Source organism: Lysinibacillus sp. NPDC093692 (genome assembly GCF_050280125.1).
Lineage (GTDB): Bacteria > Bacillota > Bacilli > Bacillales_A > Planococcaceae > Lysinibacillus.
In genome coordinates this window covers 431,203-446,466 of record NZ_JBNNUW010000001.1, presented here as the reverse complement: position 1 = coordinate 446,466, position 15,264 = coordinate 431,203, and the positions used below count along the sequence as shown (strand labels likewise).

The following is a 15,264-nucleotide window of genomic DNA, read 5'->3' as shown; positions in this document are numbered from 1 at the left end:
TCACCTAATCCAATGTGCTTTTAATAATTGTTGAAAGATCGCATGTTGTAATCCATCTTCTACTTTAAGCTGTAATTGTCGAACACCGAAACGCCGACAAATTGCCTCAAATTCCTCTTCATGTAATAAACGTCTTGCCAAATATGTGTCTAGAACTTTAGAAGACATCGTAACATTTACATCTCTGCCTGTTTCACGGTCGAGTAAGCGCACATCACCTTTATATTCTGGTGATAGTTCTTCTTGCGTAACTATTTGCAAAATACGCACATCCCCCGCAAAACGTGGTAGCCTTTTTAAAAGTTGCTCCCATTCCTTGATTGGCTCCAGTCCGTCCGTCACAATAAATAGTACTGTACTATCCTTAGGCAATGCTTTTAATGCTCCCTCTGCGAAGCTATTTGTATAAGTTGCTTGCTCTATGTCTGTGACTACCTGTAAAAAGGCACGACGATACATGGCACCTTTACGACGAAATGGTGGCTTCACCTCATCCTGTACAAAAGAAAATGATAAGCGATCATCGCGACCGAGCACCATTAGACCAAGTGAGGCGACAATTTGTCGGGCAAACGTCCATTTTGCTTGATCGCCCATAGATTTAGTTGTATCTAGTAAAATGTGAACACGCATCTCTTGTTCATCTAAAAAACGTTTAATGAAGTATTTATCCGTTCTCGCAAAGACATTCCAATCTACCTGACGCACATCATCTCCTAAATGATATTCACGAAAATCGGAAAAATCGAGCGATGCCCCGAAGCGTTGCGAACGGTGCGAGCCCTTGTGTTGCCCACGTAATTTGGAGGCCGTCGCTACTTGGAAGCGGCTGATTTTCGCTAGCCAGTCCTCGGGCAATAATAGTTTTTGTGTCACCTATTAACACCTTGCTGCACTTTTTCTAAAATGACATCAATCACATCGTCTGCTGTTTTACCTGAAGCCTCCCCTTCATAATTCAACAGCATACGATGGCGTAACACCGGCTTCGCCACAGATTTAATATCTGCTACAGAAACGTGGAAACGTCCGTTCATAAGCGCCCTTGCCTTCGCTAATTTAATTAAACTTTGTAAACCTCGAGGGCCGCTACCATACATCGCATATTGCTTGACCTCATCAATGGCATCTACTCTCTCAGGATGTGTAGCCACAACAAGGTCCGTCGCAAATTCGAGCATTTCATCAGCAACAAGTACTTCCTTCACCATTTGCTGCGCTTCAATAAGAGCTTCCGTATTCATGATCTTTTGTAAACCAATTTCCGTAGCGCCTGTTGTCCGCTTCATAATTTCCATTAGCTCACTTTTCTCAGGGTACGGCACAAGAATTTTACATAGGAAACGGTCCATTTGCGCCTCTGGTAAAGGGTAAGTTCCTTCCATCTCAATCGGGTTTTGTGTTGCTAAAACGAAGAATGGTCGTGCCATTTTCTTCGTATCTCCCAAAATTGTTACCGTTTTTTCACCCATTGCTTCAAGCAATGCACTTTGTGTTTTTGGTGTTGCTCGGTTAATCTCATCCGCTAATACCATTTGGCTAAAAATCGGACCTTGCTGGAACGTAAATTGCTGCTTACCATCAGATGTGCGCTCAATCATACTTGTCCCTGTAATATCCGCTGGCATTAAGTCTGGTGTAAATTGAATTCGCGAAAATGATAAATCTAGCACTTCAGAAATTGTACGGATTAACATGGTTTTCCCTAAACCCGGTAGGCCCTCTAATAATGCATGCCCATCAGCAAGCACTGCGTATAATGTATAATCAATTGCTTCCTCTTGCCCGACGATAAAGCGATGAATTTCTTCCTTTACTTGTAGTAATTGCTTACTCATTTCAACATATTGTTGCTCTGTAAATGCCATTTCTTTTCCTCCTACTGAGACTCAATTGACGTGAAATAAGATTGCACGACTTTTTGTAAATCCTTCGGTAATTGTAAACGCTCTGAGCTTTCTAAATAGCTATCTTTATAGGAGCCTATAACTTCCTCATATGGACGGATCGAACCTTTAGTAATGGGACCATTTCCTTGTTGCTCTGAAACATGTGATCCTTCGCCTAATGCCCCACTATCAACCGATGTCTGACTAGAGCCACCAACTCGTTTCGGTGTCGTTAATAAATCGCGACCACCCTGCCCTGTGCCTATACCGCTACCACCTGCTGAACCAGAACCATTGCCCTGACCTTGACCTTGACCTTGGCCTTGACCTTGGCCGTTCCCTTGACCTTGACCTTTTCCTTGTTGATTGCTTTGACTCGATCCTTGTCCCTGACCTTGGCCACTAGCCTGTTGCGAACCGTTTTGTGAATTCCCCTGTTGCCCTGTTTGACCTTGTTGATTACTTGGCTGTGAATTCGCTGAAGACTGTTGATTTTGATTTGAATTAGCATTGTTTTGCTGATTGTTATTGCCAGTATTGGCACTCGCAATAGCATTTTGTAAGGAATTACTTGCAGGCTTCCCAAGCTTGCTCATAGCTGTCTGAGTAGCATTGGCATTTTGCGTCAGCTCCTGCTGCATTTGGGCAAGCTCTTTCAATTGCTCCACTTCTTCCTTCGATAAGCCTTGCTCGTCAGAAGCGCCATCCTTACTAGCCGTTTGCTTATCTTTTAATTGTTGTTCCTTTAAAGCAAGTTCCTTTTGCTTTTTCACGACTTCACGTAATGCTTCTTCAGCTGTCTCTGCCTCTTTTAACGTATTTTGCAATTCTTTTAATTGCTCTTTCACTTCTTTTGTTTCTGCTTTTTTCTCTAATTTAGCAACTTCCTTCTTAACGTCCTCAATGACAGCTTTTTCTTTTTCCACTTCAATTGCTTCAATTTGTGTAGCTGCAGGGAACATATAAAGAATTGCTAGTACAGCAGCTGTTCCAAACAACCCAATCAACGCTTTTGGACGGAACAAGTTTTTCTTTCGAGCCTTAAAGTCAGCAAACGCCTTTTCAACGTTTTCTACTGCTTTCGTTCGTAAAGATTGAACGAGTGGGTCCTTATCATCCTCGAATGATAAGGCTGTCACTAGCTCATTGTGAGAAAAATAATCATCCAGTGTATGCAATGCTGCCTTTTCCTTTACACGCTTCCACCACATAAATAGTACAGTTGCTAGTATGACAACGATAAAGGTAGTAAGAGCTGTTTGGCGATAATACGGCCAAACAAAGAGTCTTGAAACGAGGAAGAGGGAAGCACTCGAAAGCAATGCAAAAAACAAGCCGTACTGTGCAATTGGAATGCTTCGTTCTACCGTTAAACTCGTCTTAGCACGTTGAATATATTTTCGTAATTGCTTACGATGCTCCATAAGATTCCCTCCTTATCGGTTGCTTTTCATATTGGCGCGTAATTTTTTAATCGCAATGGTTAAACAAAAAACAATAATCAATAAATAGACTATTAAATAACTAATCCATACAGGTAATTCCACTCCCGAAACCTGTGCTAATGCATCGCCCATAGATGACGAAGTAAGTGTAAGCATTAATGCACCTGGGTTAATAGAAGCCCAAAAGTAAGCCATATAAGAAGTCGTAGTACCTAAGGCTGTATTCCCCATTTGATGGAAGGCCACTGTTAAAAAGAAGAAAAACGCTGTAATGCCACCTAAAAAGATGATCGAACCATACGTAGAAATCATCGCAACAATTGTTCGCTTTGTAATCGTTGAAAACATAACACCAATACTACCAATTGCTACGACTGTTAATAAATAAAATAAAAATATCGAGATTAATTGAGATGGCGATACGCCACCAAATAAAAATACTAAACTATATAATGGTAATCCTGCGATCAGCATCAATACTAAAAATGCTACCGAGGATAATAATTTTCCAACGATGATTTGAGTAGAGCTTTGTGTCGTTGTTAGTAAAATATTTAATGTTTGCTTTTCCCTTTCGCTACTTATTGCACCGGCCGTTAAGCTTGGTGTAATGAAAAGAACAAGAGCCATTTGTAGTATTGTTAATACCGCAAACATCATAAAGCTTGTTTCTGGTTTGAAGAAACCTTTGCCTGTAAAACCAGTTGTTATAAGCAAAAACCCTGCGATAAAAATACAAATAACCGCTAAATAAAACATTAACCCTGAAAAGCTTTTAAAAGAACGGAAGCGCAACTTCAATTCTTTTACGAATACCGGATTATAAAATCGTTCCATCATTGATTGTCCGCTCCCTTCGTAATAGCCATAAAGACATCCTCTAAATCTTTTTCCTCTTCGCTTAACGCATATATAGGTAAATTCGCAAGTATAGCTTTTTTCAACAATGCTACCTGATCTGCATCTGTTCCACGGTAGTTAAAGGCTATCTCTAAGCGATTCTCTATTACATCTATAGAGGAGATTAGTGGATCCTCCTCCAAAAATGCACGTACCTCGTTTAAACAATCCATTACTTTAACTACGATACGCTTCTCCCCCTGTAGCTGTGCTTGAATGGAAGCTACATTGCCATGCGCGATAAGCTTACCATTATCGATCACGCCGATTTCATCGCACATTTCTGCAAGCTCAGGCAAAATATGTGAGGAGATTAAAATCGTTTTTCCCATAGATTTTAAATTCCGTAAAATATCACGCATTTCTACTCGTGCACGTGGATCCAAACCTGATGCAGGTTCATCTAAAATTAATACTTTAGGATCGTGGATAAGAGCACGTGCTAAACATAAACGCTGCTTCATCCCTCGTGATAGCAAATCAACATAGTCATACCGTTTATTTGTTAAATTTACTAGCTCTAGCAGCTGTGGAATTAGTACTTTTCGTTCAGCTGCCCCAATGCCGTAGCTGGCACCGTAAAAGTCTAAGTATTCGTCTACTTTTAGTTGATCGTAGACGCCAAAGAAATCTGGCATATAACCAATTAGTTTTCGTACTTCCTTTGGTTCCTTAATAACGCTCTTTCCATTAATAAAAGCATCACCCGAAGTTGGAGACAGCAACGTTGCTAAAATCGAAAATGTAGTCGATTTACCTGCCCCGTTGGCACCTACAAAACCAAAGACAACCCCTTCCTCCAAAGATAGATTCAAATGATCTAGTGCCGTAAAGGAGCCATATCTTTTCGTTAAATCACGAATTTCAATCATTATTTCGCCACTCCCTTCAGCTCTACATCTGGTAATTTCGTTTGCTCACCCGTTTGATCTGGTCCGAATTTAACCTCAATCAACAATTCACCATTATTATTGAAGTATTTTTTTATGTTATCTGTGAACACCTGTTTCGTATCTACCAACGGCTCATAAGTTTTCGTCTCGTTATTCCAAATCGATAGCTGCATACGATTACTATCCTTATTCGAAATCGTCAATTCGTTTAATGTTTGAACTGAATTCATAAAATGATCTGGCATCGCGATGGATACTTCATATGAACCATTTGACAAATACCAACTATTTAACTGCTCATCAATTTTGTCATAATTCGAATTAGGAGATAGTGGGCTTACTGAGTACGTAAAGTTATTACGCTTCATTGTAAATGGACCCGATAGCTCTATTTTGCCATCAAATGGCTGAACCAAATAAGTAAGCGGAGACATATCCGCACCTGTTTCCAACTCAACCCCAGCTATAGCTTGATCGGCCCATGCTGTAATGACAGGCTTTTTCTCTTTTTCTACAAGCGGTAATGCCATAGTTTTCATTGACTCGATACGAGCAGGATTCACTTCTTCCTTCTTCGTTGGATAATTACTGTAATTGTAATTAGTAAAATCAGATGGTTTTTGAAGAACTGTTGCTTTTAGCTCCTTATCAACTTTAAGAGTACCGTTCGCTGCAATGTCGCCAAGTTTAACTTCTTTAATGCCAGAGATTAACGTAACGTCCTTTAAGGCAAACGGGAAATTATTCTTAATAGTCCCAGTCAGCTTTTCATTATTTAACGTAATATCGATATCCATTTTGCCAATATTTTGTGCCGCCGTTTTCCCTGCAAACGACTGAATAGACCAATAACTTAAATCACGTAGTGTCAGTGTTGAACCATTAGCATTTTCCTTAATATAGGATATTTCATGTAAATCCTCTATTGTCCCTGCGAAATCATTAGAATTTCGCAGCGCGAATGCACTTGAATTCTTATCTGTATTCACAACAAAATCACCACTACGATTTGTTAAAATGGACTCTACGTAGTAACCATTTAAACTACTATCTTCATTTACTTTATAAAATGCAGATTGTTGAATTTGCGGCTGCCCAATTCGATCTTTTGCACCAACAATAAATAAAGCAATAGATAACACAATGGATATCGCGGGAATGATCCACCATGCATGCTCACGTTTGTCTATTTTCTTTAAAATGAAATATAAAATAGGTCCGATTATTAAAATATATAAAATGATAACAATGAGCATATAGCTAACAGATACTTCAAACGAAGGGAATAATTCATTCATATAACGCAAGTCATTTGAAATTTGCTCCAGCGACGACTGTCCATGAACCATTTGTTGTGACATCTTTTGAATATTTATCAATTTCGCCACTAATGATGGATAACCATCCATAGACGCAAGTGGTTGGTCCCCTAAAGAAAACGTTGTTTGAATAATTTCTCCACTGCCCACATTTTTCTTAGACGCTAAAATCTTATTGTTTTCTGCTAATACAGGAATACTTCCTTGATTTTCAGTGGCTTCATAAATAGAAATAGGCTGTGTAAAAGCCCCTCCGCCTGATAATTTCGATAGGCTATCTGCAGAAACGGATGTCATTTGTTGTGATAAAGTTAGTGGTAAATAATCCTTAAAAATAGCTGCTGTTGCATTTACTTGATCAGTAGCACCTATTAATAATGTTCCACCATTCTGTACCCATTTTAGTAAAGACTCTTGTTGCTTTTGGGATAAATCAGCACTTGCAATTTCATCGATGACGATAACATTCGCCATTGCAAACCCTTCTGTATCCTCTGGCAATGTGTAATCCTTCATTTGCTTTAAATTGAACACTTCAACATTATTTTGAGAAGCAAATTGAGAAAGGCGCAAAAATGCTGATAAGCGATCACTATTATCCGTTAATGTATAAATAAAAACGGCTGAAGGATCTAAAAGATTACTTTGTAGCTGCTTTGTTCCTTTATAGGCAACCTTTTTTCCCTTTTCTATGCCCCCTTCAAAAAATGCAAACACATCTGAATTCGAGTAATTATAGTTATCGATACCATCTAGATATATATCAAATGTTTTTTCTTCTCCTGCCGCTATATCTATTGGAAGCACTTTCGCTGTTGTAGCTTGATAGGTGCCAGAAGCATTGATGACCATATCTCCAGAAAAATCTGCACCTATATTTTTTACTGTTACTTGAAGCGGCACAACTGATTGGTATTTAGCCTTACCTGCAATCCCTACTTTAGCCTGTACCTCTAACCTAGCAGTTGCAGTAGCACTTGCCTGCTCCACAGGAAGAATAAGGCTAATAACAAACATGAATAGTAGTATGAATACCGTAATATTCGTTTTCTTCAAAAACTCAGCCCCTTTTATGTAAATTGATGGTTAAATAATTATACGTTTTTTATTGCACTTTGTTTCATTTCTTATGACATCTTCATGAATATTCATAAACTCTTAAGAATTAGTTAATTATCAAAACGTGGGGTTGATTTCCGTTCCGACTGGGCGCTTTGTTGTTGCTGACGCTTCTCTTTCGCACAGTTAAAACATTTGCCGCTGACGCTTCGCTTTCGCGCAGAGCAGAGCTTCCTGGGGGCGTCCGATGAGCCGCTTCACTCGCAAAGCTCGCTCCAGGGTCTCGGGCCAACAGATGTCTTTTGCGCTAAAGCGTGAGTGCAACGTAGCGACCAGCAGCGGGTTTTGGTTTTGTTTGTGCGAAAGCGCAGCGACAGCAACAGCACGATGTTGGTCACGAAGGCGTTATCACAGGACGTGATGCTTTTAGCCTTCGTTCCTCTATATCGCTGATCCCCGAGGAGTCGTCCAGCCTCCACTCCAATCAACTTATACATGGCATATGTTTTTAACAAATCGAAACCTAACGTGATAGGCTCAAGAAATTTTTTATAGAGTGAAGCTTTAATCAGTAGGATTTTTTATGGACGTTAATACCAATAAAAAAAGCAGCCCCTAGTGAAAATAATCACTTGGGACTGCCTTGATAGTATTCTTATTTCGTATAATCAAACAAACATCGTGCATGGTCTTGCACTACCTCTACAAACGCCTCTACTTGTCGTAACTCAAATGAAGATTCATAGCCAATTAACCAAGTATCACGCGTTATACCAAATTCTTTTTCATTATTAGTTAATGCAATTTTATTAATACCATCATTGTCATTTAACGTTATTGAAGGTAAGATAGCGTAACCGATACCATTCAATGCCATTTGCTTACAAATTTCAATCTGATCAACTAAAATTTGTTTTCGTGGATTTGAAGCGAAATGCTGACGCCACCATTGTTGAATTTCCTGATAGTAATTGGAATCACTTTTAAATTGAATAAAAGGTCGATCTGTCGTCAACACATCTTCTATCGTTTTTAACTCTTTATCGACTAAATAAAGGGTGTCACGGAAAAGATGAATCTTTTCCCCTTTCCAATCAACCTGCCCACGCACAATCCCTACATGAGCCTCACCCTCATAAAGTGCTTTTACAATTTCAGAGCTCCAGCCGGTCATAAGAGAAATTTTTGCATCAGGATATTTCGATACAAAATCCTTTAATATTATCGGAAGCCAGTTTTGTCCGACGATCGATGCACAAGCAATTTTCAATGTCCCGTTTACTTTCGTCGTTAATGACTGGATTGTTTCATAAATCTCTTCTTTTTTGCTGAGCATTTCTGTTGCATAGGCAATAATAAGCTCTCCAGCAGGTGTCGCCGTAAGTCCTTTTTGCGAACGAATAAATAATTGCGTGCCCCAGTCTTTTTCAATAGTTTGAAGCCTTTGAGAAAGCGCAGGTTGCGATAAAAATAAACGTTCTGCTGCTTTACGCATATTACGTTCCTCTGCTAGTACTTTTAAAATTTCAGCCTCCGTTGCCATCAATCAGTAAACCTCCGTTACAAGCAAAGAGGGCCTCATGATTTTCATCTGAGTCCCCTCTTAAACTACTACTCTTTTTGATAAATATATTTTTTCAATTGCTTTAGAATAACTCGTCTCGTTAAAATTCCGGCAAATGTTCCATCTTCGTCCACAACACATAAAAAGGCGTGGTTAATTACTAAGTCTAGAGCCCGCTGAAAAGTATCCGTCAATTTCAATACAGCGATATCTTTATCCATTATCGTATCCACTTTAATATCAGGTAGCTTTTCATATTCAATATGTTCTAGTCCAAGAATAGATTCAGTAATCATTTTCATACTTAGTAAACCTTGAAGTCGATATTTCAAATCTAAAACAGGTATCGAAGAATACCCTGTACGTGTCAGTACTAGGAGTGCATGTTCCGCACTATTTCCACTTTGTACATGCGCAACCTTTTCAGATGAAATAATAAAATCACTAATTGGCATTGCTAATAAGTCTTTGCTGTTAGTTGAAATCATGAACTTCTTCTCCTTTTCTGTCCCCGCTTTGCAGAACAGGATGCTTCCCTTTTATCATATCATAACTTTTCCTTATATGACCACGACAAGGCCGAGAAGAGTTTTTTATTAGCAACGAATATTTTAGCAATTTGAAACGAAACTAAGTATCGAAAGTGCATATATAAAGAAGGTTTCACCCGAGAGAAATGGAAATATCTTCATCCAGCTATATTTAAAAATATGAGCTGAATGAAGAAAAAAATCTTTTTAATAACCGTACTTACTCCAATAATAAAAAATCATTATCCCTAAAAAGAGTAAAAAAATGATATATACCCAGACAATCGGGTTGAGCATCGTCGAATAATCTTCAACGGTTTCTGAAATCGGCGTATCATTTTCCGATTTCCGCTGAGACGTCATTTTGGCAATCTTCAGCGTTGACACAAGCGAAATAGCAGAGATAATCGTAATGGCAATAAGAGCCGGTATTAACCACATACCCATCGGCAAAACTCCTTTCTTTGCCCTTAGTATGCGTCAATCCAGCTCTCCATTATGCAAAAATATTTATTTTAGAATGGATACTGATTGAGCCATTGCCCACCATCAAGTGTCACACATTCCCCATTCATATATCTTGCTTTATCAGACATCATAAATGTTGCTAAATCAGCAATTTCTTCAGGCGTACCTGTACGACCTAACGGAACAGAGTCCAATGTACGAGCCGCTGCAGCCTCTGACTCCCAAAGCTTATCTGCACCACCTGTACGCTCAATTGGACCTGGAGCAATTGCATTTACTCGAATGCCATATTGTTTCCCCCATTCAACAGCTAACGTTCGAGTCAATGACAATACACCTGCTTTCGCTGCTGCCGAATGAACAACACCAGCACCTGCATTCCATGCGTAAGTTGCAACCATATTAAGAATAGAACCTTTAATATTATTTTGGATCCAATACTTACCGACCGTAGAAGAACAAAAGAATGTCCCATTTAAAACGATATCAACAACAGCCTTCCAACCATTAGGAGATAAATCCTCTGCACGCACAATAAAATTACCAGCTGCATTATTCACAAGCCCATCAACCTGTCCAAACTTTTCAACAGCAAATGCTAGCATCGCCTCCGCATGCTCAGGCACGCGAACATCCATTTGAAATGTTTCAATCGTTTTTCCCGCCTCTAAAATAAAAGCTTTCGCCTCTGCTAGCCGCTCCTCATTACGACCTGTAATGACAACATTTGCCCCTTCAGCAACGAATTGCTTCGCCATATAAAGCCCCATTCCACTAGATCCACCAGTAATAATAATTGTTTTCCCCTGCAACATACAATTTCCCCCTTTGTAAAAATGAATGATGATTCACTTAAATATTACTATATTTTCTTGAATATGTCATATTAATTCTACAAACCTATGGAGAGGATGCAAGATTGAAAGGTTCTTCTAGCTGGGATTCTTATGTTGCAGGGTATTCGCGGGTATTTTATTGTTGCGCGCGGGTATTCTCTTCTCTTCCGCGAGTATTTCACTGCTAAGCGCGGGTATTCTCTCCTCTTCCGCAAGTATTTCACCTACGTGCGGGTATTCTCTTCTCTTCCGCGGGTATTTCACCGCTAAGCGCGGGTATTCTCTCCTCTTCCGCGAGTATTTCACCGCTAAGCGCGGGTATTCTCTCCTCTTCCGCAAGTATTTCACCTACGCGCGGGTATTCTCTTCTCTTCCGCGGGTATTTCACCGCTAAGCGCGGGTATTCTCTCCTCTTCCGCGGGTATTTCACCGCTAAGCGCGGGTATTCTCTTCCCTTCCGCGGGTATTTCACCGCCTCGCGCGGGTATTCTCTCCTCTTCCGCGGGTATTTCACCTACGCGCGGGTATTCTCTTCTCTTCCGCGAGTATTTCACCTCTAAGCGCGGGTATTTGCTCTTCTTCCGCGGGTATCTCACTGTCCCGCGCGAGTATTACCCCCCACTAACCTTGATTACTCGCTCTAGTAGCTTCCTTTATAACACATCCATTAACGGATTAGAATATTTTTCCTAATCAATAAAAAAATAGAGTTACAAATTACATATGAATTTGTAACTCTATTTTAGACAGTCTCATTTCGAATTCCTAAAACTCATAATGGTAAGCAATTTTATAAAGCTCCATTAACTCTTCTTGGGTTGGAACTTTAGGGTTATTTCCGGGGCTACCGCTGGCAATTGCATCAGTTGCCATTTTCGGAATAGCATCGTAAAACGCTTTTTCATCAATTCCCCATTGTTTTAAATTACCTATATCCATCTTCTTGCACATTTCCTTAATAGAAACAATAGCTAAATCGGCAAGCTCTTCTTGAGATAACAGTTCATTATCTTTATTGAAAAACTTACCGAGATCCGCTAGCCGATCGACACAAGCATCCTTTGAAAATTCTAATACTGCCGGGAGAAGCATGGCATTTGAAATTCCATGTGGTACATGGAATAGCGCTCCTATTGGACGAGACATGCCATGTACTAAAGCGACAGAAGCATTTGAGAATGAAAGACCTGCTTGCATTGAGCCTAGTGACATCGCTTCCCGCGCATCAATATTGTTACCTTGCTCATAAACTTTTAAAATATTATTAACAATTAGCTCCATAGCTGATAATGCAAGGGCATTCGAGTACGGATGTGCTAAACGAGATAAATAACTTTCAATGGCATGACTTAACGCATCGATACCAGTCGCCGCAGTGATAGATGGTGGAGATGTAACCGTTAAAATCGGGTCAACAATAGCTATGTTTGGCATAAATGCGGGCTGCTTAATCATCATTTTTACTTCATTATTCGTATTAGTAATGACGGTTGCATCTGTTGCTTCTGAGCCAGTTCCCGCTGTTGTCGGTATTGCGATATGTGGAATCGGTGCTTGCTCTGCAATTTTTGCCATCTTCATATAATCGCCAATATAACCACCATTCGTTGCGACTACTGCGATAGCTTTCCCTGTATCGATACAGCTCCCGCCACCGACGGAAATAATAAGATCACAACCCTCAGACTGTAAAATATGAAGCCCCTCCGCTACATACGTATCCACTGGTTCCGTTGTTACGCCTAAATAAGAAAACGTTTCCAATCCATTGTCTCTTAAGAATGTGCTACATTGATTAACAAAGCCTAAGCGTTCCATGATCGGATCACTAATGATAAGAGCCTTAGTCCCTAATTTTTTTGCATATACGCCTACTTCTTCAAAAGAATCTCGTCCATAAACGATTGTTCCTGGTGAATGAACTGTATAGATTGTTTTTGTTTGAATCATATTTATCCCTCCTAAGCTATTGTGCTGTATAACCGCCATCCAAAAGTATTGCTTGACCTGTTATACCCTTTGCCATATCACTAGCTAAGTAAAGCGCAAGTCCTGTAACTTCCGATACATCTAGTAAGCGTTTTTGAGGGATGAGTGGATATAGCACCTGCTCAAGCACTTCTTCTACTTGAATTCCCCTTGTCTTTGCCAAATCCGTAAACTGATTACGCACTAACTCTGTATCGACATACCCTGGACAAATAGCATTCACGGTTATCCCCTTAGTTGCAACCTCTAGTGCAGCCACTTTCGTTAAACCGACAAGCCCATGTTTTGCGGCATTGTATCCAGCTTTACCTGCAAACCCAATAACGCCATTAATAGATGCCATATTAATAATGCGTCCATACTTATTTTTCTTCATATGTGGTAAGACATATTTCATCGCTATAAAAGGCGCAACAAGCATCACTTTTTGCATGGATTCGAAGATTTCTGTCGCGAAATCCTCTATAAGAGAAACATGCTGAAACCCTGCGTTGTTGATTAAAACATCTATTGTCTTAAAATTTTTAACAGTAAAGTCAATCGCATCACATATTGCCTGTTCATTTGTAACATCGCATGTGTATGCAGTTAATTGCGGATTATGCTTAATTGCCTCTGCTAAAAGCTGTTCATTTATATCTGTTATCACTACATTCGCTCCCTGCTCAGCAAACGCTAATGCCATGGATAACCCGATACCACGAGCTGCTCCAGTAATAAAAACTGTTTTTCCTTTCATGCAATCCCTCCTGAGAATAAAGGATCTTACCTAGGATTTGAGCCATTTAAAAAGAGCTGTAAACGAATACAGCTCTTCATTTGTATTAGTCGTTATTACTTGGGAATGCAAACGTAGATGCTGTCGATGCCTGACCTGTCATCCAACGTTCTGATATTGTTTTTGTTTTTGTGAAGAAGCGTGCTTGATCTGGACCAAACATATGGCCTTCTCCAAAGCGAGAACCTTTAAATCCAGCAAAGTTATGGTAACCAACTGGAATAGGAATTGGTACATTCACGCCCACCATACCAACATCGATTTCTGTTGTAAATTTACGGGCTGCTAAACCATCATTCGTAAAGATTGTGACCCCATTTCCAAGTTCATGCTTATTAATAAGTTGGATGGCTTCGTCCAAGGAATCAACACGTACAACATTTCGAGCTGGACCAAATATTTCTTGATCATAAATTTCCATGCCTGGTTTTACGTTGTCTAGCAAAGTTGGTCCTACAAAGAATCCTTTTGACTCTTTGACAATATCAAGTTCGCGACCATCACAAATAACTGTTGCACCTTCAGACTCACCTCGTTCGATAGCCGCAATAATCGCTTCTTTCGATTGCTGTGAAATGACAGGCCCAAAATCTGTCTCTGGATCTGTATATGAACCTACCTTCAAATTAGCGATTTTCTCCTTTAAGATTTCAACAAGACGATCTGCTGTATCCTTTCCAACAGGCATAATCGTAGAAATGGCCATACAACGCTGAGAGGCTGCTCCATAAGCTGCCCCGATAAATGCATTTGCTACCTGGTCAAGATCTGCATCAGGCATCACAACCATATTGTTTTTCCCTCCACCAAGTGCGGTAACACGTTTACCGTATTTCGAGCCTGTTTCATAAATATATTTGGCAACTGGTGTCGATCCTACAAATGAAATTGCTTGCACAATCGGGTTTTCTAAAAGCTCATTCACTGCATCTTTATCTCCATTTACTACCGTCCAAATACCATCTGGTAACCCAGCTTTTTTCCAAAGCTCACTCACATACAAGGCAGTCATAGGAACACGCTCGGAAGCTTTTAAAATAACTGCATTGCCGACAGCAATTGCCATACTTGTTTGCGCTAAAGGCACCATAATTGGGAAGTTAAATGGCGAAATAGCCGCTACTACACCTAATGGATATTTTGCAGAGTAGGCATTAATCTGACCACCGACATTGACAGAATACTCCCCCTTCATTAAATGAGGTGCACTAATAGCTAAGTCAACGGACTCCAAACCACGTGTAATTTCACCTTTCGCATCCTCAATTGTTTTGCCGCTCTCTGTACAAATAATTTGTAAAAGCTCCTCCATATTTTCAGTAATAAGATTACGGAACTTTAATACAACTTCAGCACGTTTAGCTACTGACGTATCTCTCCATTGAGGGAGTGCTGCCTGTGCCTTATCAATTGCCTCCCTAGTTTCTTCTACAGTTGCAAGTGGCACCTTGGCAATCACCTCACCCGTCGTAGGATTGTATACAGAACCAAAGCGACTACTTTTTCCTTCCACAAGCTCTCCACCAATGAAATGCGTTAATGTTTTAACCTCATGTGCTGTTGTCATATTTATTGTCCCCCTTTAAATTTGTTT

14 protein-coding genes are annotated in these 15,264 nt (G+C 39.9%); all 14 read right to left on the bottom strand.

Translation table 11 applies throughout. The features are described from left to right. Nucleotides 1–876, bottom strand: coding sequence for a DUF58 domain-containing protein (locus ACQKN4_RS01960; protein ID WP_079559664.1), 876 nt, complete (start codon nt 874–876; stop codon nt 1–3). Continuing rightward, nucleotides 873–1,868, bottom strand: a complete 996-nt coding sequence (locus ACQKN4_RS01955) for an AAA family ATPase (RefSeq protein ID WP_079559663.1) — start codon at nt 1,866–1,868, stop codon at nt 873–875. Before ACQKN4_RS01955 ends, ACQKN4_RS01960 begins: the two co-directional genes overlap by 4 nt. Before the next feature lie 11 nt (nt 1,869–1,879). Next, complete coding sequence (locus ACQKN4_RS01950; RefSeq protein WP_427481972.1) at nt 1,880–3,313, bottom strand: hypothetical protein; 1,434 nt, start codon at nt 3,311–3,313, stop codon at nt 1,880–1,882. Between the two features lie 12 nt (nt 3,314–3,325). After that, nucleotides 3,326–4,174: an ABC transporter permease gene (locus ACQKN4_RS01945; protein ID WP_427481970.1), complete on the bottom strand. Its 849-nt coding sequence runs from the start codon at nt 4,172–4,174 to the stop codon at nt 3,326–3,328. Then, a complete protein-coding gene (locus ACQKN4_RS01940) occupies nt 4,171–5,106 on the bottom strand; it encodes an ATP-binding cassette domain-containing protein (protein ID WP_427481968.1) in 936 nt (311 codons plus the stop codon). The genes ACQKN4_RS01945 and ACQKN4_RS01940 overlap by 4 nt, the downstream gene beginning before the upstream one ends. Continuing rightward, nucleotides 5,106–7,502, bottom strand: a complete 2,397-nt coding sequence (locus ACQKN4_RS01935) for a DUF7408 domain-containing protein (protein WP_427481966.1) — start codon at nt 7,500–7,502, stop codon at nt 5,106–5,108. Before ACQKN4_RS01935 ends, ACQKN4_RS01940 begins: the two co-directional genes overlap by 1 nt. A gap of 658 nt (nt 7,503–8,160) precedes the next feature. Continuing rightward, nucleotides 8,161–9,048 carry a LysR family transcriptional regulator gene (locus ACQKN4_RS01930; RefSeq protein WP_079559657.1) on the bottom strand — a complete coding sequence of 296 codons (888 nt, stop codon included), beginning with the start codon at nt 9,046–9,048 and terminating at the stop codon, nt 8,161–8,163. A gap of 68 nt (nt 9,049–9,116) precedes the next feature. Beyond that, nucleotides 9,117–9,557 carry a cyclic-di-AMP-binding protein CbpB gene (cbpB, locus tag ACQKN4_RS01925; protein ID WP_079559656.1) on the bottom strand — a complete coding sequence of 147 codons (441 nt, stop codon included), beginning with the start codon at nt 9,555–9,557 and terminating at the stop codon, nt 9,117–9,119. A 249-nt stretch (nt 9,558–9,806) separates the two neighbouring features. Further along, nucleotides 9,807–10,046 (bottom strand): short-chain dehydrogenase, encoded by a 240-nt coding sequence (locus ACQKN4_RS01920; protein ID WP_079559655.1) that lies wholly within the window; start codon nt 10,044–10,046, stop codon nt 9,807–9,809. 68 nt (nt 10,047–10,114) lie between these two features. Then, nucleotides 10,115–10,882 carry a 2,4-dienoyl-CoA reductase gene (fadH, locus tag ACQKN4_RS01915; RefSeq protein ID WP_079559654.1) on the bottom strand — a complete coding sequence of 256 codons (768 nt, stop codon included), beginning with the start codon at nt 10,880–10,882 and terminating at the stop codon, nt 10,115–10,117. A gap of 241 nt (nt 10,883–11,123) precedes the next feature. Next, entirely contained in the window at nt 11,124–11,417 is a 294-nt protein-coding gene (locus ACQKN4_RS01910) for a hypothetical protein (protein WP_427481963.1), read from the bottom strand. A gap of 251 nt (nt 11,418–11,668) precedes the next feature. Beyond that, nucleotides 11,669–12,853: an iron-containing alcohol dehydrogenase gene (locus ACQKN4_RS01905; protein ID WP_427481961.1), complete on the bottom strand. Its 1,185-nt coding sequence runs from the start codon at nt 12,851–12,853 to the stop codon at nt 11,669–11,671. Between the two features lie 16 nt (nt 12,854–12,869). After that, nucleotides 12,870–13,631, bottom strand: coding sequence for a 3-hydroxybutyrate dehydrogenase (locus ACQKN4_RS01900; RefSeq protein WP_079559652.1), 762 nt, complete (start codon nt 13,629–13,631; stop codon nt 12,870–12,872). An 85-nt stretch (nt 13,632–13,716) separates the two neighbouring features. Beyond that, nucleotides 13,717–15,237: a CoA-acylating methylmalonate-semialdehyde dehydrogenase gene (locus ACQKN4_RS01895; protein ID WP_427481958.1), complete on the bottom strand. Its 1,521-nt coding sequence runs from the start codon at nt 15,235–15,237 to the stop codon at nt 13,717–13,719. Nucleotides 15,238–15,264: the final 27 nt, after the last annotated feature.

Excerpts from the sequence above, each read along its gene's own strand:
- ACQKN4_RS01945 (WP_427481970.1), bottom strand. The coding sequence starts at position 4,174 with ATGATGGAACGATTTTATAATCCGGTATTCGTAAAAGAATTGAAGTTG.
- ACQKN4_RS01900 (WP_079559652.1), bottom strand. The coding sequence starts at position 13,631 with ATGAAAGGAAAAACAGTTTTTATTACTGGAGCAGCTCGTGGTATCGGG.
- cbpB (WP_079559656.1), bottom strand. The coding sequence starts at position 9,557 with ATGATTTCAACTAACAGCAAAGACTTATTAGCAATGCCAATTAGTGAT.
- ACQKN4_RS01930 (WP_079559657.1), bottom strand. The coding sequence starts at position 9,048 with ATGGCAACGGAGGCTGAAATTTTAAAAGTACTAGCAGAGGAACGTAAT.
- ACQKN4_RS01920 (WP_079559655.1), bottom strand. The coding sequence starts at position 10,046 with ATGGGTATGTGGTTAATACCGGCTCTTATTGCCATTACGATTATCTCT.
- ACQKN4_RS01895 (WP_427481958.1), bottom strand. The coding sequence starts at position 15,237 with ATGACAACAGCACATGAGGTTAAAACATTAACGCATTTCATTGGTGGA.
- ACQKN4_RS01940 (WP_427481968.1), bottom strand. The coding sequence starts at position 5,106 with ATGATTGAAATTCGTGATTTAACGAAAAGATATGGCTCCTTTACGGCA.
- ACQKN4_RS01955 (WP_079559663.1), bottom strand. The coding sequence starts at position 1,868 with ATGGCATTTACAGAGCAACAATATGTTGAAATGAGTAAGCAATTACTA.
- fadH (WP_079559654.1), bottom strand. The coding sequence starts at position 10,882 with ATGTTGCAGGGGAAAACAATTATTATTACTGGTGGATCTAGTGGAATG.
- ACQKN4_RS01905 (WP_427481961.1), bottom strand. The coding sequence starts at position 12,853 with ATGATTCAAACAAAAACAATCTATACAGTTCATTCACCAGGAACAATC.
- ACQKN4_RS01950 (WP_427481972.1), bottom strand. The coding sequence starts at position 3,313 with ATGGAGCATCGTAAGCAATTACGAAAATATATTCAACGTGCTAAGACG.